The organism is Brooklawnia cerclae (assembly GCF_011758645.1).
In the GTDB taxonomy this organism is placed as follows: Bacteria; Actinomycetota; Actinomycetes; order Propionibacteriales; family Propionibacteriaceae; genus Brooklawnia; species Brooklawnia cerclae.
The window spans coordinates 215,895-239,884 of sequence record NZ_JAAMOZ010000002.1 but is presented as its reverse complement, the minus strand read 5'-3'; the positions used below and the strand labels follow the sequence as shown (position 1 = coordinate 239,884).

Sequence of the window (23,990 nt, the reverse complement as noted above, 5' to 3'; positions counted from 1 at the left end):
TGCCCGGCTCCGGCGGTAGCCGATGTCGTGCGGCGGTCGAACCGGCCGGTACGGTCGATTCAGCTGTCCTGTTCGTCAATGATCTCAGCGCCGAGGCTCTGCACAAGGAGTTCGGCGGCATCCTGGTTCGAGTCGTCGATCACGACGTCCGACTCCGAGATCTCGTCGTCCGGCTCGGGCGGGTCGTCCGGTGGCTCGGGAGGCGCGACCCGCTCGGTCTGCGGAGCAGGGTCGGGACGAGACGTGTGGGCGGAGGGCCGCGGATCGTCCGGCGAGGCCTGATGCGACGCACGACGGCCGCTGGTGGACGCGCGGGCGGGCTGCGGTGCAGGCCCGGGCTGGATCGGGCCTCCGTCGACCGCCGAGACGACGTGCAGGTCGGCGCCCAGCACCTCCATGAGGCACTCCCGCAGAACATCGGCGCTGCCGCCGTCCCGGAATCGCTCCAGCGTCCCCTGGTTGGCGAACCCCAGCAGCAGGTCGCGGCCGCGCACCTCGATGACGTGCGCGTTCTGGCTGAGCAGCGCATGCGTGAACCGCTTGCGCGACTTGACCTCGTCCAATACCTGCGGCCACAGTCGCCGGACGTCGGCCGTACCGATCGATTCCACGCCGGCGCCTGCGGTCACGGTGGGGGTTTCCGGCTCGGGTGCGGACGCGGGAGCCTGCTGTCCGGCAGCCGCGGGAGACCTCGCCGGACGCTGACGGCGTGACGGCTGACCGGTTTCCGCGGCGGGAGTGGTGCTCGGGGCGCCGGGGGCCGCATCCGGGGTGGGTGCGGGCGAGGCCGCGGGACGCCTGGCCGGGCGTTGCCGACGTGACGCCGTCTCCTGAGGTTCCGCGGTGGACGAGGGCTCGGGCTCCGGAGCGCGGGTCGGGGTCGGCCGGGGAGCCGCCGGACGCTCGGCCGGTGCGTCGTCCCAGGCGGGCGAGGACGCCGGGGTCTGCTGGGCACGCCCGGGCATCACATCGGGCATGTCGAGACGCCGCTCGATCCGGTCGAGCCGGGCATGGACGTCGCGTCCACCGAGATCGGAGGCGGGCAGCAGCACACGCGAGCACAGCAGCTCGAGGTGCAGCCGGGGAGCCGTGGTCCCGCGCATCTGCACCAGCCCCTCGGCGATCACCTCGGCCGCCCGGGTGAGTTCGCCCGGGCCGAGGGCAGCCGCCTGCGTCTGCAGACGTTCTGCCTGGTCGTCGGCCACATCGATCAGACCGGACGAGATCGCGTCCGGCACCTGCGCGATGATCACGAGGTCGCGGAACCGTTCCAGCAGGTCCTCGGCGAACCGGCGCGGGTCCTGACCGATCTCGATCACCTTGTCGATCGTGGCGAAGACCCCCCGCCCGTCGCCCGCAGCGAACGCGTCCACGATCTCGTCGAGCAGCGCGTCAGGGGTGTAGCCGAGCAGCGCGGCCGCCTGCCGGTAGCTGACCCCGGTCTCGCCCGCGGCACCGAGCAGCTGGTCGAGCACCGACAGCGAGTCGCGCACCGAGCCCGCGCCGGCACGCACCACGAGCGGCAGGACGCCGCGATCGACACTGACGCCCTCCTCGTCGCAGATCCGTTCAAGGTAGGCGGCGAGCGTCTTCGGCGGCACCAGGCGGAAGGGATAGTGGTGGGTGCGCGACCGGATCGTCCCGATGACCTTGTCGGGCTCGGTGGTCGCGAAGATGAACTTCACATGCTCGGGCGGTTCCTCGACGACCTTCAGCAGGGCGTTGAAGCCCTCTTTGGTCACCATGTGCGCCTCGTCGATGATGTACACCTTGTAGCGGCTCGCCACCGGCGCGAAGTAGACGCCCTCGCGGAGCTCGCGGGCGTCGTCCACCCGGCCGTGGGACGCAGCGTCGATCTCGATGACGTCGATGCTTCCGGGACCGCCGGTGGCCAGCGCACGGCAGCTGTCGCAGACCCCGCACGGGGTGGGCGTGGGGCCCTCGGCACAGTTGAGGCACCGCGCGAGGATGCGGGCGCTGGTCGTCTTGCCGCAGCCACGCGGGCCGCTGAACAGGTAGGCGTGGTTGACCCGGTTGTTCGCGATCGCGCGCATCAGCGGCTCGGTGACGTGCTCCTGGCCGATGACGTCGGCGAACGTGTCGGGCCGGTAGCGCCGGTACAGCGCGAGCGGAGCCTCCGGCCGTGTCGCCGCCTGCGGATCGGGATCGGACGCCGACGCGGTCGTGACTGAGTTCCTTCGATTCGGCCGGGTCGGGCGCGACACACCGTCCGACTGCGCTGATGGACCGGGCTCGCCGGAATTTGAAGGAACTGTGTCACGGGACTCCGAGTCGCCGACTACACGAGCGTCCTCGGACCCCGGCTCTCCGGCGTCCTCGGGCATCTCGTTCACCGAATCCGCGAGGTCCAGCAGTTCACCGGCGTCCGCGGCGATGTCGCAGGCGGGCCTGGGATCGGCCAGAGGTTCACCGAACAGGTCGAGACCGTCCTGCTGGTAGTCCAGCACGTCATCGTCCTGCTCGTCCCCATCGAGCGTGCCGAGGTCCAGGTCGTCGTCCACCTGGCCAGCCTATTGCCCGAGGACGACTCTTTCACGCCGGGCCGAACGCCACCCGCCCTGTGGTCTCGCGAGAAAACCTCCCCGGAGCGTGCGCGGGGAGCAAGGCTGTAGTCATGCAGATCACTGGACCAGGCGTCACAGCGACGGGACGCATCCAACCGGTCACGATCACCATCACCGACGAGCAGATCACCGCCGTCGAACCCCAGACCGGACGCGCATGGGACCACGACGGCTTCATCCTGCCCGGGCTCGTCGACACGCATTGCCACGGCGGGGGCGGCTTCGCGTTCACCGACCCCGACATCGAGGCGGCCGCCAGCGCCGCCGAGTACCAGCACCGCCGTGGTGCGACCACCGTGTTCGGCAGCCTGGTCACCGCATCTCCCGACGACCTCCTGCGCAGCGTCCGCATGCTCTCCGAACTCTGCGACGACGGCCTGCTCGACGGCATCCACCTCGAGGGGCCCTGGTTGTCCCCCGCACAGCGCGGCGCACACGATCCGCGCTGGCTGCGCGTCCCCGACCCTGTGGAGATCGACCGGCTGCTGCGGGCCGCCGGCGGCTACCTTCGCCAGGTGACGCTGGCACCCGAGATCGAGGATGCCGATCTGCTCATCGACGCCCTTGTCGAAGAAGGGGTGCACATCGCGATCGGCCACACCGCGGCGAGCTACGACGTCGTCCAGCACGCGATCGGCTGCGGCGCCGACGTCGCCACCCATCTGTTCAACGGCATGGACCAATGGCATCACCGCAGCCCCGGGCCCATTCCCGCCCTGCTGGCAGCCGCGGCGTCCGGCCAGGCGACCGTGGAGCTGATCGGTGACGGGGTGCACCTCGCGCCCGAGACCGTGGCCGCTGTGCTGACGATGCTGCCGCCCGGGCGCGTCGTGTTCGTGTCGGACGCGATCGCCGCCGCAGGCATGCCCGACGGCTCCCACCTGCTGGGGACGATGCCCGTGCGTGTCACCGGCGGAGTCGCCCGGCTCGACCAGCCGGGGGACGAGCCGCCGCTCGCCGGCGGCACCTCACACCTGGCCGATCAGCTTCGTCTGCTGGCCGGCATGCCCGACGTCATCGCGGCGACGACGTCCACCCCCGCTCGGCTTTACGGGCTGGCCGACCGCGGCGTCCTCAAGGTCGGGGCGCGTGCCGACCTACTCCTGGTCGATTCGGCCTTCGGGGTGCAAAGAGTCATGCGACGCGGACGCTGGCTCGATCCGGTGGCCTCGTCCTGAGAGCGGGCCCGTCGAGCCCGGGACGAAAGGGGCCCCCCGCGCACCCGGTAGAGCCCACTTACCCTTGCTGCCTTCCGGCCCTGGGGGGGTTGGGTGAGGTGCCGCCGCGCGGGGGACCGTTCGTCCATTCTAGGGGGTCGGACCGCCCGGAACCCAACTCGGGCTCAGGTACGTGCGACGATGACCGGGCAGCGCGCCTCGCGGAGGACGTGCTTGCTGGTGGAGCCGAGCAGAAGCCCGGCGAATCCGCCACGCCCCCGAGACCCGACCACGACCAGCGATGCCTTCTTGGACGCGTCCACCAGCACGAACTCCGGACGACCCCGGACAACATCGACCTGCACCGCCACCTCGGGATGCTTCGCGGCCTCGTCCTTGACCAGGTCGTTCACCATCGAGGTGAGGTCCTCGGCCATCTCGTCGATGCTCGCCGCCCAGATCTCGGCGTTGAAGGCGTCGTAAGGCCCGAAGTCCCAGGTGTTGATCGCCCGCACGGGCACGTGCCGCGAAGCCGCTTCCCGGAACGCGATACCGATGGCCACCTTGGACTCGTCCGAGCCGTCGACACCGACGACGACGGGACCGCCATGGTCCTCCTCGCTCAGATCGGTGATGACCGCGACCGGGCCGTGCGCATGCGAGGTCACCTGATCGGCGGTTCCGCCCAGGATCCGGACGGCCGGTGGAGCCGTCTGGCCCCGGGCTCCCACAACGACCATGACGGCGTCCTTCGATGCCTGCGCCAGCACCAGCGGAGCGCTGCCCTGGACGAGCGCGGTCTCCACCACGAGCGTCGGATGGTAGCCGCGCACCCGATCGGCGATATCGGCGAGCTTCTTGCCGACCTGCTCTCGGAGCTGATTGACGTAATCGGTGCCCTCACGCAGAGCGGAAGCGGCGCGGGTCCGCTTCGGCAGCGGCACCTCTGGGAGCACCGAGACGACCAGGAGCGGGTACCCGCGTGAGGAGGCCGTCTTCGCTGCCCATTCGATCGCCTTGTCGGCCCTGTTGGAGCAATCAGTACCGACGACGACCTTGCCTGCGGACTGGATCTCGGTAGCCATGATCCCCTCCTAGGAGATGCGACATCGCATCGCGATGGTATTGACTTGTTGATCTCCCAGTTTATGCGATACGCCCCGTTTCCGTCGCCGACTTCGCGGTTTGCGCCCTTTCTTCGAGGCGATGACGCGAGATGGCCACAGGTCTTCCTGCCGCTCCGGCTCTCCGGGCGAGTCGGGTTTTCTCCGGCACCTCCGGCGGCCCTACCTGCCCCACCGCCTGCCCTCACGCGGTCCACATCAGCCCCCAGTCGCATCCTCACGCGGCCCGCCTGACCTCACGCGGACGCTGTGGCTTCGCGCGGGCCTCAGATCGCCCGCGACAACACACAGCACCCGCGCGAAAAGGGCCGCGAAAGGAGCGAACTACCGTCGGCGACTCCCGATCTCGCCAGTGGTTGGCGTCCGCGCTTGCGTCCGGATAAGATGCCCGGCGGAGGATTCGCCTAGAGGCCTATGGCGCTCGCTTGGAAAGCGGGTTGGGTTCACGCCCTCACGAGTTCGAATCTCGTATCCTCCGCCAGCATGATTCCCGCTCTGACCAGGGCGGGAATCAGCATCTTGCCGGACGGTGCAAGGCGACAGTCTCCGTTGTGCGCTAAATGTGCGCTATCTTTCGCGGAGTGGCTCTGGTAGGCGGAGCGGGGACGTCGGACCGTCTACCTAAAAGCGCGGCAAGCCCAACTGGTTGCTCGTCCAGTCCCGTCAGCGTACGTGCGCAGGTATGGCGGTGTCGCTCGAACAACTCCGACCTGAGCGTCGGGCGACCCATGGACGTAGACCGCATTGCCCTTGTCGATGAAGTCGATCATCGCCTGCCTCGTGCAGCTGTCGGTCTTGCCAGGTTGCTCCCAACGCACCTCGGAGATGTGCTTGTGGTCGTTCGCAGTCGAGGGACTCATCCGGACTGCGGTGATGTAGGTAGACACGTCCACCTTCCTTTCAGCTTTGCGATCCCCGGCTCTCGGGTCTCAACCGCACAGTCTCAGAAGGCTCTGACAGTCACCCGAGGCGCCCCCGCTCAGACCCCGGGCATTAGTGATCTCAGCGATCGCCTTCAACTGGATCAATCACACCGGTGAAAGTTTCCACAATGGCCAGTAGTGTTGCGTTGTGGACGTCAAACTGTTCCAGAAGGCGCCGTTCGGCGAGCTCGTTCCGATCAGCGGCTCACTTCCCGGCGGTGGTGCGTGGAAGCACTGGGCCTTTCTCCCAAGCCCGCTATCAGATGACAGCCCTGAGCTGAGCGGGCGGGCTTACCGGCACGTTGGCGATGCACGTGCGGCTCTGGCAGCCCTCGACTCCACCGCCCAGAGGCTGCCCAATCCCAGGCTCTTCCGGAGTTCGACGTTGCGGCTGGAGGCCCAATCGACTGCCGCGCTCGAAGGCACCTACGAACCGCTGGCGCGGGTACTCGCCGCCGACTCCGATGACGTGCAGGACCCTTCGCTTCGTGAAGTGCTCAACTACGTGATCGTGGCCGAGACCGCGTTTGGCTGGGCGGAGGAGGGCCGGGGTTGGGGTTCGTCCAGCCTGGCCAATCTGCAAGGCATGCTCATGCGCGGAACGTCGTCGGAGCGCGAGCACTCTGGGCAGGTGCGACCGGTGCAGGTAGTGATCGGACGCAGGGAGGGTGTGCCGCCGGGGGAGATACCGATCAAGGCTGCGCGGTACGTGCCGCCGCCTCCCGGAGCCGATCTCGAAGCGCGACTGCGTGACCTGATTGTGTGGATGCAGGCTGATCACTGCGATCTCATCGATCCTGTCGTGGCTGCAGCCATGGGCCACTACGAGTTCGAGGCGCTCCACCCGTTCCACGACGGCAACGGACGGCTCGGACGGCTGCTGATCGTCCTGCAATTGTACGCGTCCGGCGTTCTCACCGAGCCGACGCTTTCGGTATCAACCTGGTTCGAGGCGCGGCGGACGGAGTACTGCGACGCGCTGCTTGGTGTCTCGACCGATGGCGACTGGTCCACGTGGGTCGAGTTCTTCGCGCAGGGTCTGGCGGACTCGGCCGAGGCTGCGCGGAGACGGATGCTGGCTCTGGCTGCGGTCCAGGCTGAACTGAAGGAGCGTCTCCAGTCGACCCCGATCCGTACCGGAAACGCGCGGTTGCTCGTCGACTTCGCTGTCGGCCAACCCACGTTCACTGTCGCTCAGGCGGCCAGAGCCTTGGGTATCGGCAACGCTGGCGCCAAGAAGCTGATCGACTCGCTCGTCACTCACAGCATCCTCGCTCCCTACGATGAGCGGGTGTACGGTCGGCGTTTCCACGCGCCGCGGGTCTTGGACGTCCTGCTCGAGCAGTAATGAGCCGGCTGTCGATCCGGTAGCCGCAGAGACATCCCGTGCTACCGCAGCGGCGGAGGGTTTCGACGCCGAGCCGGAAGCGCAGCGACGCCTGCTGCAGCGAAACAGGCGCTACTGAAACAGGCGCTATTCGGTCATATACAGGTCACGCGCAGACGCGCAGACGCGCAGACGCGCAGAGGACGCTGTCATGACCCACCCGGGCGGCACAGCTCAGATGGGACGGCCCCCTGCTCCGGGGAACGGCGAACTGCCCGCATCCGGGTACCCGAAGTCCACCGCTCGAAGTTGCCGGCGGTGCGCCCGCCTGATGAACGTCAGGAGCACGACGACACCGATGATCGCGATCACACCGTGCACCGCGATCGAGGTGCTCGCGTCCCACAGGGCATGCAGGATCGCGGCTGCGAGGAAAGTAGCCACGAACGCCAGCACGGCACGACCCTTGTTCGGTGAGGTCCGGATGCGCCAGAGCATCGCGACGCTCATGCCCGTCCAGGCGATGTGGCAGGCCGGTGAGAGCAACGCCCGCAGCAGCAGCGTGTCGTCCACGGCCGCCAGGCTTCGCGCGGACAACAGCGCCTGGAAGCCGTAGCCCATCGTCTCCAACGCCGCGAAGCCCATGCCGGAAGCGACGCCGATGACGATACCGCCGCGCGGATCGCGGGGCCGCCAGAGCAGATACAGCGCCAGCGGCACGATGAGCTTGGCAGCCTCCTCGATCAGACCGACGAAGATCATCGGCACCGAACCGAGGCCGCGCAAGGTGTCGTACTCGAGGATGCTCGCGGCCAGGATGCCGATCACTCCGCCGACGATGGCCGCGAACACCACGATGCCCACGGGCGCGGTCGGGGCAGCCCCGCCGTCCTCCGCGAAGACCAGTGTCGCGGCCGGAACCGTGACCGACCCGATCAGCAGCAACGCGGGGAAGAGGTTGAGGTTCTCGGTCTGCACGAGGGCGAACAGCACGACGACGTAGGCGACGACACCGCCGACCAGAACCAGGAGCCACAGCAGGCGACGTGGCCACGACCGCTCGTCTGCGAAGGCGACCGGCGCATTGGGTGCGGCGAAGCCAGGGGTTCCGTATGTCATCGGTCCTCCCGCGGAGGTCTGGGGCCGCGTGCGGCAGTGTCCTCGGGACGCGCACAACTCACGTCTGCCGTGGGACCGGCGGGTCGCCTGCGGGGCTGGTCGAACAAGGCCATCGGTGCCGGGCCGGCGCCTTCGGGTCTGAGCATCGTCGTCCTCCACATGACTCGTGTGTGCATATGCTCGATCTCAATTATCGACGGGCGGGCCGGCGCTCGCTGGGCCTTGAGAAGTTCGCGATCACCGAGACTTGTTCCGATGCGGTCGACGCACCTGGGCGAACGACAAGGCACGACGCTCCTCGCCGGGTCGCAACGATGCCACGCTGCTGATGCGCACCGTTTCGACAGGCTCAACGGGCATTTGGTCCCGGCCACCACGTAGGGTTGGGCCCATGAGCGCGGACGAGCCCGCCGACAGCCGGGTGAACCCCGTGGTCCGTGCCGTGCTGAGGCTGTTCGCGGCACCCCGGGTGAGGATGCTGGAGGACTATCCCAAGGTCCGCAGGCTCCAGCGTTTTCTCGCCGGCACCCCTCGTCGCTATCGCTTCCTCGACCGGGCGATCCTCGCGGACGACGGATCCCGCGAGATACCGGTGCGGGTCTTCCAGCCCCGTGAGCGCGAGCACGGGGACGTCCTGCTCTTCTTCCACGGCGGAGGCTGGGTCACCGGCGACATCGAGAGCTACACGCCCGCCTGCGCTGCCCTCGCCGACCTCACCGGTCGTGTGGTGCTCGCGGTCGACTACCGGCTGGCACCCGAACATCCCTTCCCCGCGGGCCTGGACGACTGCGTCCGCGTGGCCGGGGTGCTGCTGCGCGAGCCCGGCCTGGTGGGCCTGGACGACGCGTCCGCGATCACGTTGATCGGCGATTCGGCCGGCGGCAACCTGGCCGCTGCGGTCTCCCTGCGGCTACGTGCACGCGGCTGCCCGATGCCGGGACGCCAGGTGCTGCTCTACCCCGCGACCTGGTTCGACCACGACCCGGGGACCTCGCCGTTCGAGTCGGTTCGGCTCTACGGCACCGGACTGCGTCTGACGGCCCTCGAGGTGGAGGACTACATGGCCCTCTACCAACCCGACCCGCAGGCACGCGGGAATCCTCTCATCGCCCCGCTGCTGGCGGCCGACCTCTCGGGGCAGCCCGCCACGCTCGTGGTGAGTGCCGAACTGGACCTCCTGCGCGACGAGGGTGAGGCGTATGCGCATGCGTTGCGCGCCTCTGGCAACCAGGTCAGGGTCGAGCGGATCACCGGGGCGCTCCACGGCTTCCTCACGCTGCCCCGCTTCGTGCGGCCGGTCACCCTCGCGTGCCGGGTGATCGACGACTTCCTGGGGGCCGCGTCCGAGACGAGCGGGCGATGACCAGGCTGGGATGGGCCAGGCGGACGTGGGTTCGCCTCGACAACGCGTCCAACATCTTCCTGGCGGCGACCAGCGACGTCGACTCGAAGGTCTTCCGCCTGTCGGCCGAGCTCGAGGCCGACGTCGATCCGGAGCTGCTGCAGCGGGCGCTCGACGGGGTCTTCGACCAGTACGTGCTCTACCACTCCGTGCTCCGGCGAGGAGTGTTCTGGTACTACCTCGAAGAAAGCGACCTGCGGCCGAAGGTCGTCCCCGACGAACTCCCGCCCTGCGATCACCTCTACCACTTCGACCGGCGCGAGCTGCTGTTCCGGGTCGCGTACCACCGCAACCGGATCGTCCTCGAGGTCTTCCACGCACTCTCGGACGGCACGGGTGCCCTGTGGGTGTTCCAGGACCTGGTCACCCAGTACATCGCGTTGCGTCACCCGGAGGACTTCCCGGGCCACGCCATGCCCACCGAAGTGAAACAGGCGCTGGCCACCGACAGCTTCATGACCTATTTCGCTCCCGGCCGGACGCAGGCGTTCGCCGACGCTGCCCGGCCGGCGTCCCTCGACGCGGGGAGCAGGGCGGTCGGACCTCCCGCCACCGGCCGGCCGCGCACCCCGATCATGGGAGGCCTGCGGCTACGTGGCCGACGACGCGTCCATCGCGTCCTCGGCACTCGCACACCCGACAACCGAACCCATGTCGTCGAGCTGGAGATGCCCGCCGAGCCCCTCCTGACGCTGGCTCACAGTCATGGCGTCTCTCTCACGGCCTACCTCACGGCGCTGTTCCTCCATGCGATCCTGATCGTGGACGCCCGTCCCGGGTGGCATCCGACGATGGCGGTCTCGGTGCCGGTGGACCTCCGCCAGCACTTCCCGTCCGGTTCGGCCCGCAACTTCTTCGCCACGACCAGACTCGAGCACACCTTCGACGACGACCCCCACGGCGCCGACGACGGCGTGACGGCGCTGGGCCAGGCGCTCCACGAGCAGTTGCGTGCACAGACGACCCCCGAGGCGCTCGAGGCGAAGCTGCAGAAGCTGATCGGATTCGAGCTCAACCCCGTCGCCCGTATCGTCCCTCGTCCTCTCAAGGACCTGGTGCTCGGCACGATCAACCGGTTCAACAACCGGAACCTCACCATCGCGGTCTCCAACCTCGGACGCATCGGCTTCCCGGGCCCGGCCGACGCACACGTCGGGGCGGTCTTCCTGCAGGTGTCCGCGGCACGGCCCCAGTTCTGCGCAGTGAGCCACGGCGACCGGCTGACGGTGAGCTTCACGTCACCGTTCATCGAGACGGCCCTCCAGAGCGCCTTCGTCCGCTCGCTCACCGCGCAAGGCGTCCACGTGACGGTGTCGGCGTCGAAGGTGACCGTCGACGATCTGGGGGCGAGCCGACGATGACCCACTGCCCCGGCTGTGACGCGGACGTGCGCGGCGACTGGCTCAGATGCCCGCTGTGCCGCGAGACCCTCAGCGGCGAGCCGGACGCAGCCCCGGCCCCGTGGCCCGATGTCCCGCTCCGATTCGACACGCGGCAGGTCGTGCGTGTGCTCACGCTGGTCTCGCTCGTGGTCATCGCCGCCACGCTGCTGGCGCTGGTGGTCTTCCCGGCGCCCCTCGACGGCCTGCGGCTGGCGGGGCTCGGGCTGGCCGCCCTGTGGCTGGTCGTCATCATCGCCGTCCGTAAACGCCGCAACGTCGCGAAGAGCATCGTGTACATGGTCGTGATCGTCTCGCTGCTGAGTGCGTACTCCGACTACCTGGACGGCTGGCACGGCTGGTCGACGACCTATGTCATCCCCAGCGTCTGCACCGCCTCGATCGTGGCGCTGCTGATCGCCGTCAGGATCGCACGCATGCGCCCGAACGACTACCTCGTCTACTCGTGGCTGACTCTTCTGATGAGCATGGTGCCCGGTCTGTTCCTCGTTCTCGGATGGGTCACCCACCCGTTGCCGTCCTGGATCTCGGTGGGCCTGGGCGTGGCGATGCTGGGCGCAATGCAGGCCTTCCGGGGCGCGGAGATCCGCCATGAGTTGGGCAAACGTCTGCAGGTGTGAGGACGACACCACCGCGGGTCCGCGATCGACGCGGAGACGAGCCACCTGGGCGGATCCACGAGGGGGCGACCCCGGCTCACAGCGATAGCGTTGCCGTCATGAAGCACTCCCCCCGGCCACGAGACGGCCGCTCGTCCGGCCCCCTGCTGCTGACGCGACGGGCCACCGCATGAGCCGCGAGTTGCTGCTCGTAGGCATCGGCGCCGGTGACCCGGACTGGCTGACGCTCGAAGCGGTCAAGGCGATCCAACGGCTCGACGTGCTGTTCGTCGTCCTCAAGGAAGAAGACCTGGACGATCTCGTGGAGGCCCGCCGGGCCGTCGTCGAGCGGCACCGCACGGAGCCCCTGCGCACCGTCGAGCTTCGCGACGCGCAACGGCCGTGGCGCTCCGCCCCCGACTACAACGCCGCCGTGAGCGCATGGCGAAAGCAGCGGCTGGAGCAGTGGAGTGCGGCGGTCGCCGCCGAGTTGGCCGATGGGCAGGTGGGCGGCTTCCTGTGCTGGGGCGACCCCAGCCTCTACGAGAGCACGCTGGCGATCGTGGACGAGCTGGTGGCCGCGTCCGACGGGACCACGCTGACACGCCGTGTGATCCCGGGCATCAGCGCCGTCCACGCGCTGACCGCGCGTCACGGCGTCCCGCTCAACCGGCAGGGCCGGGCGGTGCAGATCATGCCGGCCCGGTTGCTGTCCGGTGGCCTGCCCGCCGGTGTGGACGACGCCGTCGTGATGCTCGACAGCCGCGGGCTGTTCGCCACCATCGACCCCGCGGGCATCGACATCTACTGGGGCGCCTACCTCGGCACCCCGGACGAGACGCTCATCCGTGGCCCGCTGGCCGAGGTTCGCGGCGAGATCCTTCGGGTGCGGGACGAGGCCGTCGCTCGCAAGGGGTGGATCTTCGACACCTACCTGCTCCGCCGGCGCGGCTAGAGTCGGCAGACACGGCCTCGCCGGGACGCGATGCGAGACGAGAGGAATCCCGATGCCTGACATCCAGACGACCACAGCCGGAAGCCTGCCACGAACCAGTGCACTCATGGCGGCCAACGCGGCCCGCACCGTGTCGGACGACGGTTTCACCCTCGAGTCGACTCCCGAGTTCGATCGGCTGGTGCGCGAAGCGGTCGCAGATGTCGTCGAACGCCAACGCTCCGCGGGCGTCACGCTGGTCGGCGACGGCGAGTTCGGCAAGGCCATGTCGAACGCCAACGACTTCGGCGCCTGGTGGTCGTACTCGTTCCAGCGTGTGAGCGGGCTGTCGCTGACCGAGGTGAACGCCTTCACCCAACCCGCCGTCAGGTCGACCCCGGGCCACGTCCGGCTCACGTCGTTCGCCGACCGCCGCGACCGCCAGTTGTTCCCCGCCGCCTACAACGACCCGGACAGCGGTGTGGCCACAGGCAGGACCGCAACCGCCTTCCCGACGACCACAGGCCCCCTCACCTACCGGGGCCAGGCGGCCGTGGCGGCCGACATCGGCAACCTCACTGCGGCACTGCACCCCGGCGAGCAGGGCTTCCTCACGGCGATCGCCCCCGGTAGCGCAGCGCGCGTGTGGAACGAGTACTACGCCACGGACGAGGAGCACCTGTGGGCCTGGGCGGATGCGCTGCGCGAGGAGTACGCGGCGATCATCGATGCCGGCCTGATCCTGCAACTGGACGACCCCTCGCTGGCGGAGAGCTGGGATCAGATCAACCCCGAGCCGAGCGTGGCCGACTACCAGGGCTTCGTCAAGGCCCGGGTGGACGCGCTCAACCACGCCATCGCCGGGCTGCCCAGGGAACGGGTGCGTCTGCACCTGTGCTGGGGTTCGTGGCACGGCCCCCATGTGACCGACATCCCGATCGCCGACATCCTGCCGATCGTGCTCCAGGCAAACGTTGGCTCGCTGTCGTTCGAGGCCGGCAACGTGCGCCACGAGCACGAATGGACGGTATGGAGCGAGATCGAGGTGCCGGACGATCTCGTCCTGGTTCCGGGCGTCGTGAGCCACGCGACCAACGTCGTCGAGCACCCCGATCTCGTCGCGCAGCGCATCGGCCGTTTTGTCGAGGCCGTCGGCCCCGACCGGGTGATCGCGTCCACAGACTGCGGCCTGGGGGGACGCGTCCACCCCGACATCGCCTGGGCGAAGCTCGAGGCCCTCGGTGAGGGCGCCCGCCGCGCCGGCTCCCTGCTCCCTCAGCACGTCCGTTGATCATTGCGGAAGGTTGAGGGGCATAGTCGCCTCTCAACCTTCCGCATTGGGACACCCGTCCTCATCATGTGTCCGCGCCCTAGTCTTGGGGTCGGCCCTATTTCCTGGATCCTCCAATGAAGGAGACGCACAGATGCTCAATGCCCCGTCCATCGCCAATTCCCCGTTGCTCCGGCTCGGCGACGATCTCGCCGCGCACGTGGCCAACGGCATCACGTTGGTGCATATCGACATCATGGACGGCCACTACGTCCCCAACCTCTGTTTCCCCTTGTCGATCGTGTCCGAGATCAAACAGACGTACCCCGACCTCGTGACCGACGCGCACCTCATGGTCACCGATGTGGATCCCTACATCGAGCGGCTCGCCGAAGCCGGCTGCGACGCGGTGAGCTTCCCGTCCGATGCCACCCGTTTTGCCCGCCGCACCATCACCGCGATCCAGGCGCACGGCATGCGCGCGGGCGTCGTCCTCAACCCGTCACAGCGTGTCGATGTGCTGGAGCCCTACTTGTCTCTCGCCGACTACGTGAACTTCATGGCGGTCGAGCCGGGGATCTCCGGCCAGAAGATGCTGCCCGGGTCGTTCGAGCGCATGGCCGAGCTCGTGGCGCTGCGCGAGAAGACGGGGTCGACGGCGCTCATCGAGGTCGACGGGGGCGTGACCCATGAGGTGGCGCTGCACAGCCTTCAACTCGGCTTCGAGGTGACGATCACCGGTATCTACGCGACCTACGACCCCGAGCTCGGGCTGGCGAAGGCCACCGAGGTGTTCGAGCAGGCCATGGGAGCGCACGGTTTCGTCCACGATCCCGACGCACTGGCCCGCCTGCGCAGACAGCCCGCCTGAGGCCCGCACCGGGAAGCGGGGTGACCGGCGTCCACCTACCATGGAGGTCGTGACCCCCCACCCGGATTACGCGAACACTCACGACCGGGCCGTCGCCGGGCGCTACGAGGCCCGCGAGGCCGACTGGCGCAACGGCGCGATCGTCTACCAGGTGATCGTCGATCGCTTCGCTCCGCCGAACGATCCGCAGGCCAAGCGGCGCCTCTACCCCGCACCCAAACATCTTCGGTCGTGGGACGAATCTCCTGATCAGGGCATGTTCTTGCCGGAATACCAGGTCTGGTCGCACGAGATCGACTTCTGGGGCGGCGACCTCGCAAGCCTGCGCGGGCGCCTCGACCACATCCAGCGGCTGGGTGCCGACGTGGTCTACCTGTGCCCGATCCATCTCGCGTGGACGAACCACGGCTACGACGCCCTCGACTACCAGCAGGTGCGTCCCGAGTACGGCACCCGGGACGACGTCGTGGCGCTGGCCGACGACCTGCACGGGCGCTGCATGCGGCTCGTCCTCGACGGCGTGTTCAACCACATGGGACGCCAGTCACCGGCCTTCCAGGCGGCGCTGGCCGACCCCAGCGCGCCCACGCGCACCTGGTTCGATTTCTCGGACGCCTACCCCGGCGGCGCGCGCAGCTGGGCGAACGCGACCAACCTGCCCGAGCTGAACCTCGAGGACGACGGGTTGCGCGACTACGTCTACGGGGGTGCGGACTCGGTGGTCCGCTCATGGCTGCGCGACGGGGCGGACGGTTGGCGCCTCGACGTCGCCTTCGAGCTCGGCATGAGCCTGCTCGGCGAGATCACGGCCGCTGCCCACGCCGAGAAGCCGGGTTCGCTCGTCCTCGGCGAGATCTGCAACTACCCCGCCGAATGGTTCCCGGAACTCGACGGCGTACTCCACTTCACGCTCCGCGAGATCCTGCTGCGGCTGGCCGACGAGACGATCGCCGCCCCGCACGCCCAGCGCATGCTCACCCGGTTGTACGCGGACGCCGACTACGAGCATCTGCTGAAGAGCTGGATCTATCTCGACAACCACGACACCGCGCGCGTCGCGAACACGATCCGCGACGACGCGGCGCGACGGCTGGCCACCGTGCTGCAGTTCACCCTTCCCGGCGCGGTGAACCTGTACTACGGCACCGAGCTGGGTCAGCGTGGCGGGGACGACCCCGAGAGCCGCGCACCCATGCGCTGGGACAGGGTGACCGACGGCAACCCGACCCTCGCGTGGTATCGCCAGCTGCTCGACATCCGCCGTAGCCACCGCGCCTTGCGTATCGGCGACCTACGATGGCTCGTCACCGAGCGGCTCATCGGCTTCGAGCGATACACCGACCGCATCGGGGACGCGGTGTTCGTCCTGGCCAATCCGTCCGCGGACACCGTCGGTGAGACGGTGCTGCTGCCCGACTCGAAGCTCATGGACTCCTCGGGGCTCATCGACCAGCTCACGGGTCGGCGCCACGTCTCCCATCGGGCGACCGTCACCATCGAGCTTCCACCGCACACGGCGGTCGTACTCGTCGGTGACCGGGAGCCCCGGCACGGCTACACGCCGTACAAGCGCGTGAAGTGAGGGCCTCCCTCAGACCACGACGAGGACGACGGCCGAGGCGATCGACGTCAACAGCGTGAAGACGTCGAAGAATCGCTGATCCACCTTGTGGATGAGCTTCATGCCAATGGCCGCACCCACGAGCACCAGGGGCACGAGGACGAGCGCGGTGTGCAGCACGCGGGGGGTGAAAAGCCCCAGGTAGGCGGTGAGCGGCGTCTTGGCCGCGTTGACGAGGCCGTAGAACCAGGCAGAGGTGCCGAGGAAGCGCATCTTCTCCACCCGCGCCAGCTGCAGGTAGAGCGCCATGACGGGCCCGGCGGCGTTCGCCGTCATGGTCGTGAAACCGGCCGCCACACCGGCCCCGATGCTCAGGGCCCGCGGCGGCGGGGCGTCGTCCTTGCGCTGGTTGGCCTTGCCCGCCCACGTGAGCAGCAACTGGACCAGCACCGATGCCCCGAGCATGACACCGATCGAACGGCGCAGCACGGTGTCGTCCACGAGCCGGATGAACCCCGCACCGAGCAGGAGACCTGGCAACACGGCCGGGAGCAGGGCACGCAGCAGCCGCCAGTCCGCGTTCTTGCGGTAGCGGAAGACGGCGATCACGTCACCGGTGATGAGCAGCAGGAGGGCGGCCGCCGTCGATTCCTTCGTGGGCATCGTGAAGGCCAGCAACGCCACCGCGACGGACCCGAGCCCACCAAAACTCGTCTTCGAGATGCCGATGATGATCGCGGCCACTCCGCCGAGGATCCACACAGGCTCGATCACGACAAACCCCTGTCCACCAGCGCAGGCTACAGGATATCTGCTCGGTCACCGGGACCGCCCGAAACGGCGGGACGATCACTCGGGCCGGGTGCCGGCGTCCTCACCGATCACCTCGTTGACCGTGGCCGCGTCGTAGGTGCGCGACAGGACGCGGTACGGCCGCGAGCAGAACGCCAGGATCGTCAGGCCCAGGCCGACCACGCTGGCGATGACGAAGACCAGGGCGATGCCCCGGGTCGTCCCCTCGCCGAGCAGCCAGCCCAGCGAGCGCCTGCCCTCGTCCGACTCCATGAACGGGATGATCCAGAACTCGGCCAGCGGCCCCACGAGGAACGTGCTGAGGGGAGCCGCGCCCAGCTCGACGGCCTGCGCGAACCCGAAGACCCTGCCCTGCTGGGCGAAAGGCACCACCTTCTGCAGCACCGTCTGCTCCGATGCCTCGGCGTAGGTGATGAGCGCCATGTAGAAGAAGATCCCGATCGAGAGCAGGACGATCGACTCGCGGATCGTCATCGTCGCGCCGAGCATCCACATGGCCACGTTGACCGCGAGCAGCGTCCGCACCGGATTGGCGCCCAGCCCGGTGCGCTGGATGATCGCACCACCGACGATGAAGCCCATGCTCAGCCCGCCCCACAGCAGGCCCCAAGCCTGCACGGAGACCAGTTCGAGGCCATAGGGATCCATCAGGCTCATGTAGACGCCGCCGAGCAGGTTGTTGAGCGTGGAGAACACGATCAGCCCGAGCAGGCCCGGCACGGCGCCGGCCATCCGGAACGCCGCCACGAAATCGACCTTGGCAGGCACCCCCTCGGCGTGGACGACCTCGGGCTCCGGGATGCGCAGCGTCGCCAGGTGCAGGCCGCTGAGCGCGATGAGCACGACCCCGGCCGCGAGCAGCCAGCCCATCCCGAGGTACCCCACGGCCAGGCCCGAGACCACGGAGTTGACCGCCAGCCCCACCCCCTGGGTCATCCCCACGAGCCCGTTCGCTCGTGGCCGGTCATCGGCCGGGACGAGCATCGTCACGCAGGTGGCCAGCGCCAGCCCGCGGATCGACTCGACGACCGTCCCGCACAGAAGAACCACCACCAGCACCCAGAACGCCGGCCCACCCATGTCGAGGAGCACGTCGGAGGGCACCAGCAGCACCAGGACGAGCCCGGCCGCGAACGCCACACCGGTCGCCACCGTCGCCACCGTCATCGCGGTCTTCTTGCGGACCCGGTCGATCAGAGTGCCGAAGGGGACGCTCGCCAACGCGATCAACAGCATGTACGACCCGCCCAGCACGGAGGTCACGAGCACCGACCGCGTCTCCAGATACGCCCAGAAGACCAGGCCGAACCAGACCATGCCGGTCGTCACGTTGGCCAGCAGGGTGTTCACCAGCACCTGGTGGAATGTCCGCATCGGGCTCCTCACCGCGTGGGGCGTCTGATCGCTTGATACACAACGCGATCTTGGCCCGGCTTTGTTCCACGGCATGCCGACCCCGGCCCGGCGGCGCCGCGAACGATAGGCTGTGACCGCTCACGCGTGGTGCGACAGCGGTGTCGCGAACACATCATCCTCCCGGAGAAACCATGAAAAACCTTGTCAAATCCAAGATCGAGAACAACGGGCATCCCCTGGGGACATTCTTCCAGACCGGCAGCGCGACCACCGCCGAATGTCTGGGGCTTGCCGGTCTCGACTACATCATCATCGACACCGAGCACGGCCCGTTCGAGGTCGAGAGCGCCATGTCCTTCATCCGGGCCGCGAGGCTCACGGGGACGACACCCTTCGTCCGTGTCAAGGACTCGAGCCGTGCCGCGATCCTCAAGATGCTCGACGCGGGCGCCATGGGCCTGGTCATCCCCAACGTCCGGTCGGCGCAGGAGGCTCGCGAGATCGTGACCTGGGGCAAGTACTTCCCGCTGGGCGAACGCGGGATCGCCCCCACGTCCGGCAACGCGTACTGGACGCAGGACTGGGCCCGCAACCTCGACGACTACTTCCGCATCAGCAACACCGAGACCCTGCTCATCCCCCAGTGCGAGACGGTCGGCTGTCTGGAGCAGATCGAGGAGATCGCCGCGATCGACGGTGTGGACGGCATCTTCGTCGGCCCGTTCGACCTGTCCGCGGCGCTCGGGCGACCCGGCGACTTCGAGAATCCCGACCACCAGGCCGCCATCGAGCGCGTCGTCAAGGCCTGCCGGGACGCCGGCAAGCTGACCTTCATCTACGCGTCCTCCTACGAGGAGACCAGGATGCGCTACGAGCAGGGATTCGACTCGGTGACCTACGGGATGGACTCGCTGCTGCTCATCGACGCCACCAAGCAACTCGTCGCCCGCCTCGCCACCGCCTAGGGAAACACTCATCAACGGTCCCTGAGCCTGTCGAAGGTCCCTGAGCCTGTCAACGATCCCTGAGCCTGTCGAAGGGTCGCGGAACTTGCTCAACGATCCCTGAGCCCGTCAACGATCCCTGAGCCTGTCGAAGGGTCGCGGAACTGCCGTCCGCAGCGGGCTTCGACGGACTCAGCCGGCGTTGCCCGCATTGATCAGCGGTTCCCTAGACACGGGCACCGACGACATGGGGCCTGGTGATCAGGGCCAGCACCGGCCGAGGTGCCAGCCCGGATCGTGAACGGCTCGTCGAGGCGCTGCGCCGGTGACCGACCGTTCCTCGATCCCGGGACTCAGCTTCCGCTCCAGGACCCGGGGGTCGCGTCCGGTTCATCGCACGGGTCGTCGTCCGGCCGCCGCTCGCCCGGGCCACCCGGGCCGAGTTCACGCGGCGACGGCTTCCCCGTGAGCATCCGCTGCTGGGGCCCCGCGTCCACGGCCGCGTCCGGAACGGCCACCTCCGGGGGGACGGCGGGCTTCTTCTTGACGGGCTTCTTCGGTTTGCAGTCCTCCCAGTCGAGCGACTCCGTCGTGCCCCCGACGTCGCCGTCGACGCCCCAACCGTCGGGACCAGCCTCGTCCCCATGCCGCGCTTCGGGGCTCGGCAACGGCGTGACAGGATTCGCCCGCCGACGTCGGCCGAGCACCCTCCACAGATATCCCCCGTTGGACTCCTGCCCGGTCATGACGTAGGCCAAGTGGTTCACGTTGGAAAGCGTCAGATCGAGCCGGCGCTTGGCCTCGGGCGAGCCGGCGAGCAGGACGCGATCGTCCTCCTTCAGGACGAACTCGTCGCTCGGCAACTGGATGTTGCGGTTGCCCCGCCGGATGAACAACACCAGCACCGACAGGCGGCGACCGCGGTCGAACGGATCGGCGCGCAGGTGGCCGACGGTGAACCTGCCGCCGCGGACGACCAGATCGGTGACGGCCGGGGCGTGCTCGGAGACGATCCCGAGATCCCACAGCTCGGGATGACACCCCGGGTTCAGCTGGGCCAGCCTGTCGTAGATACGGGTGCAGTCGGCCTCGGAATGCTGCGGAATCAGCTTCAGGAATCGGTTCAGCATCGGCGTGGTGATGCGCGCGAGGAACTCCTGGGCGACGATCCGGCTGGGCACCATCAGCAGGTTCTGGTGGAAGGCCTCGAACAGCGGCGTGTTGACCAGCTGGTTCTGCCGGTTGATCACGTAGAGGTCGTGCCTGAGCGCCCGCGCGGTCACCGCGATGGCCAGGTTCTTGGTGTCCGACGAGTTACCCGTCACCAGTCCGACAGCCCTGTCCAACCCGGCCGCGAGCAGATCCTCGCTGTTGGTCCCCGTCCCGTTGACGTCGACGCCGCCCTCTTCGTAGTGCAACTGATCGATGATCGCGATGTCCATGCCCGCCGCCCGCAGTTCCTGGGTCACCGCATGGCCGAACCGGCCGTATCCGCACATGACCCAATGGCCGGCCGGGGGACGCTCGATGGCCGCGAGGGGCTCGCCCGGGAGCCCGGTCAGGAGTTCACGCAGCCGGTAACGATCCGGGGCGGCGATCGCCCCGGCCAGATGCTCGGCGAACCGCTCGAACGGATTGATCACGACATCGCCACCGAACACACCGATATGTGTCTCGGTCTCCGCGTTGCGGATCCGGGCCAGCACCGGGACCCGCGGGGCGAGCAGCCTCACGGTCACGGCAATCGCCTGGTTGGTGGCGTCGTCGTCCGTGAGCGCGACCACCCCCCGGCAGAACCGGCTGCACAACCCGGCGTCCCGCAGGATCCTCGGCTCGCTGGCGTCCGCTCCGACCACGAGCGGATCGATGGCGAACTCGTCCATCCGGAAGTTCTGCACGCGCGTGGCATCCAGTTCGATGGCGACGAACCGCAGCCCCAGGTGGTCGAGCCCGTGGCAGACGAGCGTCCCGGTCTCCCCGGTGCCGCAGACGATGTAGAACGGCTCCCTCAGCTGCTGGACGCGTTGGCTGAACCGGGCCATCCGCACGGCGTTCTGGAAGGCGCGGTCCTGCAGAAGCGCGATGATCGCGAAGAGCGAGTACGTCCAGCTGGCGACCGACACATACATCGTCATCGTCATCCACAGCCGCTGGGCCGTGTTGTAGGGGCCCGGCACCTCGCCGAAGCCGATGGTCGTCGCGGTGTAGCTGACGACGTAGAACGCCTCGAACAGGGTCATGGGGTCGGTGGGGTCGCCGTTGGCGTCGGTCCCGGGGATCAGTGACAGGCCGGTGGCGCAGAACGCGTAGACGCCGATGACGAGGAGCAGGGGGAACCGCATCCGCCTCAGGATGAGGTAGAAGACATCGCCGAAGACCGGCTGGTGTTCACGGGACATGGTGACGACCGCCTATCGGCGGGCCTGCACGATCTCACTGACCATGAGCACCACGGACACGACGTTGGCGAGCAGGGCGCCGGCCGACATCGAGACGATCACCGACATGTGGCCGGGCGTCATGCCCGAGGAGCTCGCCTGGGTCGCCCACACCCACATCACGGCGGCGACGATGAGGTTCAGGTCGGCGACCAGGCTCGTGGCCAGGTGCACCGCGCCCAGCTGCGTCCGGTCGCCGAACTTCAGCACCGTGGCGATCAGGCTCGCAACCAGGGCCGCTGCCAGCTCGGCGCCGTTGTGGACGGCCACGTTGTCGATCTCGCCGGTCCAGAACCCGAAGTTCAGCGCCGCTGCGAGCGTGATGAAGAAGCCGAAGACGACTTTCTCCAGATTCATGGTGACCTGTTCTCCTCCCGAAGCGGCAATCGGCCTCAGCCTAGGACGGTGCGGGCCCGGGGCGTGACAAAGTTCCTTCGAATTCGTGCGAGTCTTTCGCCGGTTCCGCAAACCAGGTAGTCACAGAGGTTGGGTGTGTCGCAGGGGCCGAGTTTGAAGGACATCTGTCACGGCGGGGCGCACCGCTCGCACGCACGGGGCCCGGATACCGCCTAGGTTTGACCCATGAGCTTGGGGATCGCCCGGGACGAACGCCGGGAACTGTGCGACCTGCTGACCACACTCGGCCCCAGCGCGCCGACCCTGTGCGAGGGATGGGACGCCCAGCGCCTCACCGCGCACCTCCACGTGCGCGAGACCGACCCCGTGGCGGGCATCGGCATCGTCGTGAAGCCGCTGTCCGGACGCCTCGACAGGAGGATGGACCAGTTGCTCGCCGACGTGCCCTTCGACGACCTGGTGGCGCTCGTGCGCCGCGGCCCGGGCCGGTTCAACCCGATGTCGTGGCCGTGGGTGGACGAGCGGGTCAACGCGCTCGAGTTCTTCGTCCACCACGAGGACCTGCGCCGCGGCGGCGGGCACGTCGTCCAGCCCCGCATCATCGCGCCCGACCGCGACGACTGGCTGTGGCATCAGGCGGTGTCGATGGCCCGCCTCCGTCTGCGCCGCAGTCCCACCGGGGTGGTGCTGGAGCGGATTCGCGACGGCGTGCGCACCGACGAGGTCTACGCCGTCTCGACTGGCCCCTCGCCCGTGACGTTGCGCGGCGAGGCCGGCGAGTTGGTGCTGTGGCTGTACGGTCGGTCAGACGCCGCGCACGTCACTCTCGACGGTCGCCCCGAGGCTGTCGAAGCCCTGCGCGGCATGTCCCTGGGAATCTAGGGAACCGCTGATCAATGCGGGCAACGCTGGCTGAGCCTGTCGAAGCCCGTTGCCGGACGGCAGTTCAACGACCCTTCGACAGGCTCAGGGAACCGTTGATCAAGCTCCACGACCCTTCGACAGGCTCAGGGACCGTTGAGCAAGTTCCAGGGACCTTCGACGGGCTCAGGGACCGTTGAGCAAGTTCCACGACCCTTCGACAGGCTCAGGGACCTTCGACAGGCTCAGGGATCGTTGATCAGCGTTTCCCTAGGCCCGGGGCCGATCGCGCCGCCCGAATCGGCAACGACGTCGCGGCCCGAACATGAAAACGGCCCATCACCACGTCGCTGTGGGATGAGGCCCTCGATGGTACCGGAAACCCTCCGGCGGGGATTGTGTTGTGTTCGGGATGCTCCGTCCGACCGGGTGTCAGCCGACGAAGCTGTCCGGCCGGGCGTCGTACATGAGAGGGTCGTTCGAATGGGCGTCGTTCAGGTGCGCCGCCAGTTCGCGTGCCGCTTCGCGGTAACGAGCTCCCATCAGCTTCACAAGTCCGTACATGATGTCACTCCTTCTGATGCCGTTCGGTTTGGTGTGGACGAGTCGTGTCAGCGCTGGTGAGCGAACAAGCGGCTCAGGAACCGGAACACCGCCACTTCCGGCTGTCCGGCCGGCGGCTCGAAGTACCGGTCGCTGACGTGGTCGATTGTCTTGAACATTGTCGGCTTCCTCTCAGGGGCTTTCGTGGGACGCCTGGTGCGGCCTCAGCGCGCCGCGGTCTGCCGCTTCAGGCGCTCCTGGTACTCGGTCAACTCGGTGACGCTGTCGAAGTAGCGATCCATCAGGTCCTGGAAGAACTTGATCATCCTGGGCACCTCCTGCGTTGTATCTGGTCTTGTCGCTTCGGACAACACGAAGGTATCCACAGGCATTCCGAATCCCGAGC

20 protein-coding genes, 1 tRNA gene and 1 other RNA gene are annotated in these 23,990 nt (G+C 68.2%); 12 read left to right on the top strand and 10 right to left on the bottom strand.

Annotation, left to right across the window (positions count from 1 at the left end):
* Window positions 1-59: 59 nt before the first annotated feature.
* Entirely contained in the window at window positions 60-2,522 is a 2,463-nt protein-coding gene (locus tag FB473_RS14545) for a DNA polymerase III subunit gamma and tau (protein WP_341770148.1), read from the bottom strand.
* 113 nt (window positions 2,523-2,635) lie between these two features.
* Here FB473_RS14545 and FB473_RS14540 point away from each other — a divergent pair, with 113 nt between their 5' ends.
* Entirely contained in the window at window positions 2,636-3,763 is a 1,128-nt protein-coding gene (locus FB473_RS14540; protein ID WP_167170267.1) for an N-acetylglucosamine-6-phosphate deacetylase, read from the top strand.
* Between the two features lie 24 nt (window positions 3,764-3,787).
* On the opposite strand, the gene ffs is transcribed toward FB473_RS14540, so the two are convergent.
* An RNA gene (gene ffs, locus FB473_RS14535) (signal recognition particle sRNA small type) lies at window positions 3,788-3,884 on the bottom strand.
* 43 nt (window positions 3,885-3,927) lie between these two features.
* Window positions 3,928-4,827 (bottom strand): universal stress protein, encoded by a 900-nt coding sequence (locus FB473_RS14530; RefSeq protein WP_167170264.1) that lies wholly within the window; start codon window positions 4,825-4,827, stop codon window positions 3,928-3,930.
* Window positions 4,828-5,259: 432 nt separating this feature from the next.
* On the opposite strand from FB473_RS14530, the gene FB473_RS14525 reads away from it, so the two are divergent.
* A tRNA-Ser gene (locus FB473_RS14525) sits at window positions 5,260-5,347 on the top strand.
* A 136-nt stretch (window positions 5,348-5,483) separates the two neighbouring features.
* On the opposite strand, the gene FB473_RS18625 is transcribed toward FB473_RS14525, so the two are convergent.
* Entirely contained in the window at window positions 5,484-5,753 is a 270-nt protein-coding gene (locus FB473_RS18625; RefSeq protein ID WP_208390818.1) for a DUF3892 domain-containing protein, read from the bottom strand.
* Window positions 5,754-5,937: 184 nt separating this feature from the next.
* On the opposite strand from FB473_RS18625, the gene FB473_RS14515 reads away from it, so the two are divergent.
* Window positions 5,938-7,137: a Fic/DOC family N-terminal domain-containing protein gene (locus FB473_RS14515; protein WP_208390817.1), complete on the top strand. Its 1,200-nt coding sequence runs from the start codon at window positions 5,938-5,940 to the stop codon at window positions 7,135-7,137.
* 213 nt (window positions 7,138-7,350) lie between these two features.
* Here FB473_RS14515 and FB473_RS14510 read toward each other — a convergent pair whose 3' ends face one another.
* Window positions 7,351-8,235 carry a PrsW family intramembrane metalloprotease gene (locus FB473_RS14510; protein ID WP_167170261.1) on the bottom strand — a complete coding sequence of 295 codons (885 nt, stop codon included), beginning with the start codon at window positions 8,233-8,235 and terminating at the stop codon, window positions 7,351-7,353.
* A gap of 391 nt (window positions 8,236-8,626) precedes the next feature.
* On the opposite strand from FB473_RS14510, the gene FB473_RS14505 reads away from it, so the two are divergent.
* The 7 genes from FB473_RS14505 to FB473_RS14475 all read left to right on the top strand — a co-directional run bounded on the left by FB473_RS14505 (window position 8,627) and on the right by FB473_RS14475 (window position 16,293).
* Window positions 8,627-9,598, top strand: coding sequence for an alpha/beta hydrolase (locus FB473_RS14505; protein ID WP_167170258.1), 972 nt, complete (start codon window positions 8,627-8,629; stop codon window positions 9,596-9,598).
* Window positions 9,595-10,998 (top strand): alcohol acetyltransferase, encoded by a 1,404-nt coding sequence (locus FB473_RS14500; protein WP_167170255.1) that lies wholly within the window; start codon window positions 9,595-9,597, stop codon window positions 10,996-10,998. Before FB473_RS14505 ends, FB473_RS14500 begins: the two co-directional genes overlap by 4 nt.
* Window positions 10,995-11,657 (top strand): DUF6320 domain-containing protein, encoded by a 663-nt coding sequence (locus tag FB473_RS14495; RefSeq protein ID WP_167170251.1) that lies wholly within the window; start codon window positions 10,995-10,997, stop codon window positions 11,655-11,657. The genes FB473_RS14500 and FB473_RS14495 overlap by 4 nt, the downstream gene beginning before the upstream one ends.
* Before the next feature lie 169 nt (window positions 11,658-11,826).
* Entirely contained in the window at window positions 11,827-12,591 is a 765-nt protein-coding gene (gene cobF, locus FB473_RS14490; protein ID WP_167170248.1) for a precorrin-6A synthase (deacetylating), read from the top strand.
* A 52-nt stretch (window positions 12,592-12,643) separates the two neighbouring features.
* Window positions 12,644-13,861, top strand: coding sequence for a cobalamin-independent methionine synthase II family protein (locus FB473_RS14485; RefSeq protein WP_167170245.1), 1,218 nt, complete (start codon window positions 12,644-12,646; stop codon window positions 13,859-13,861).
* A 133-nt stretch (window positions 13,862-13,994) separates the two neighbouring features.
* Complete coding sequence (locus FB473_RS14480) at window positions 13,995-14,711, top strand: ribulose-phosphate 3-epimerase (protein WP_167170241.1); 717 nt, start codon at window positions 13,995-13,997, stop codon at window positions 14,709-14,711.
* 49 nt (window positions 14,712-14,760) lie between these two features.
* The gene (locus FB473_RS14475; RefSeq protein ID WP_208390816.1) at window positions 14,761-16,293 is read left to right on the top strand and encodes an alpha-amylase family glycosyl hydrolase; all 1,533 of its coding nucleotides are present in this window, start codon (window positions 14,761-14,763) and stop codon (window positions 16,291-16,293) included.
* Between the two features lie 9 nt (window positions 16,294-16,302).
* Here FB473_RS14475 and FB473_RS14470 read toward each other — a convergent pair whose 3' ends face one another.
* Both FB473_RS14470 and FB473_RS14465 read right to left on the bottom strand, forming a co-directional pair.
* Complete coding sequence (locus FB473_RS14470) at window positions 16,303-17,046, bottom strand: TSUP family transporter (protein WP_167170234.1); 744 nt, start codon at window positions 17,044-17,046, stop codon at window positions 16,303-16,305.
* 75 nt (window positions 17,047-17,121) lie between these two features.
* Window positions 17,122-18,459: an MFS transporter gene (locus tag FB473_RS14465; RefSeq protein ID WP_167170231.1), complete on the bottom strand. Its 1,338-nt coding sequence runs from the start codon at window positions 18,457-18,459 to the stop codon at window positions 17,122-17,124.
* A 173-nt stretch (window positions 18,460-18,632) separates the two neighbouring features.
* Here FB473_RS14465 and FB473_RS14460 point away from each other — a divergent pair, with 173 nt between their 5' ends.
* A complete protein-coding gene (locus tag FB473_RS14460) occupies window positions 18,633-19,406 on the top strand; it encodes an HpcH/HpaI aldolase family protein (RefSeq protein ID WP_167170228.1) in 774 nt (257 codons plus the stop codon).
* Between the two features lie 332 nt (window positions 19,407-19,738).
* Here FB473_RS14460 and FB473_RS14455 read toward each other — a convergent pair whose 3' ends face one another.
* Both FB473_RS14455 and FB473_RS14450 read right to left on the bottom strand, forming a co-directional pair.
* Window positions 19,739-21,784: a potassium channel family protein gene (locus FB473_RS14455; RefSeq protein WP_167170225.1), complete on the bottom strand. Its 2,046-nt coding sequence runs from the start codon at window positions 21,782-21,784 to the stop codon at window positions 19,739-19,741.
* 12 nt (window positions 21,785-21,796) lie between these two features.
* Complete coding sequence (locus FB473_RS14450; protein WP_167170222.1) at window positions 21,797-22,180, bottom strand: DUF6394 family protein; 384 nt, start codon at window positions 22,178-22,180, stop codon at window positions 21,797-21,799.
* A 225-nt stretch (window positions 22,181-22,405) separates the two neighbouring features.
* On the opposite strand from FB473_RS14450, the gene FB473_RS14445 reads away from it, so the two are divergent.
* A complete protein-coding gene (locus FB473_RS14445) occupies window positions 22,406-23,062 on the top strand; it encodes a TIGR03085 family metal-binding protein (RefSeq protein WP_167170219.1) in 657 nt (218 codons plus the stop codon).
* A gap of 411 nt (window positions 23,063-23,473) precedes the next feature.
* On the opposite strand, the gene FB473_RS18305 is transcribed toward FB473_RS14445, so the two are convergent.
* A complete protein-coding gene (locus FB473_RS18305; RefSeq protein WP_279588668.1) occupies window positions 23,474-23,605 on the bottom strand; it encodes a hypothetical protein in 132 nt (43 codons plus the stop codon).
* Window positions 23,606-23,990 lie beyond the last annotated feature (385 nt).

Bases quoted from the DNA above. Each gene is read 5' to 3' on its own strand.
- FB473_RS14540 (WP_167170267.1), top strand. From the start codon at position 2,636: ATGCAGATCACTGGACCAGGCGTCACAGCGACGGGACGCATCCAACCG.
- FB473_RS14530 (WP_167170264.1), bottom strand. From the start codon at position 4,827: ATGGCTACCGAGATCCAGTCCGCAGGCAAGGTCGTCGTCGGTACTGAT.
- FB473_RS14510 (WP_167170261.1), bottom strand. From the start codon at position 8,235: ATGACATACGGAACCCCTGGCTTCGCCGCACCCAATGCGCCGGTCGCC.
- FB473_RS14505 (WP_167170258.1), top strand. From the start codon at position 8,627: ATGAGCGCGGACGAGCCCGCCGACAGCCGGGTGAACCCCGTGGTCCGT.
- FB473_RS14500 (WP_167170255.1), top strand. From the start codon at position 9,595: ATGACCAGGCTGGGATGGGCCAGGCGGACGTGGGTTCGCCTCGACAAC.
- FB473_RS14495 (WP_167170251.1), top strand. From the start codon at position 10,995: ATGACCCACTGCCCCGGCTGTGACGCGGACGTGCGCGGCGACTGGCTC.
- cobF (WP_167170248.1), top strand. From the start codon at position 11,827: ATGAGCCGCGAGTTGCTGCTCGTAGGCATCGGCGCCGGTGACCCGGAC.
- FB473_RS14485 (WP_167170245.1), top strand. From the start codon at position 12,644: ATGCCTGACATCCAGACGACCACAGCCGGAAGCCTGCCACGAACCAGT.
- FB473_RS14480 (WP_167170241.1), top strand. From the start codon at position 13,995: ATGCTCAATGCCCCGTCCATCGCCAATTCCCCGTTGCTCCGGCTCGGC.
- FB473_RS14465 (WP_167170231.1), bottom strand. From the start codon at position 18,459: ATGCGGACATTCCACCAGGTGCTGGTGAACACCCTGCTGGCCAACGTG.
- FB473_RS14460 (WP_167170228.1), top strand. From the start codon at position 18,633: ATGAAAAACCTTGTCAAATCCAAGATCGAGAACAACGGGCATCCCCTG.
- FB473_RS14455 (WP_167170225.1), bottom strand. From the start codon at position 21,784: ATGTCCCGTGAACACCAGCCGGTCTTCGGCGATGTCTTCTACCTCATC.
- FB473_RS14450 (WP_167170222.1), bottom strand. From the start codon at position 22,180: ATGAATCTGGAGAAAGTCGTCTTCGGCTTCTTCATCACGCTCGCAGCG.
- FB473_RS14445 (WP_167170219.1), top strand. From the start codon at position 22,406: ATGAGCTTGGGGATCGCCCGGGACGAACGCCGGGAACTGTGCGACCTG.
- FB473_RS18305 (WP_279588668.1), bottom strand. From the start codon at position 23,605: ATGTACGGACTTGTGAAGCTGATGGGAGCTCGTTACCGCGAAGCGGCA.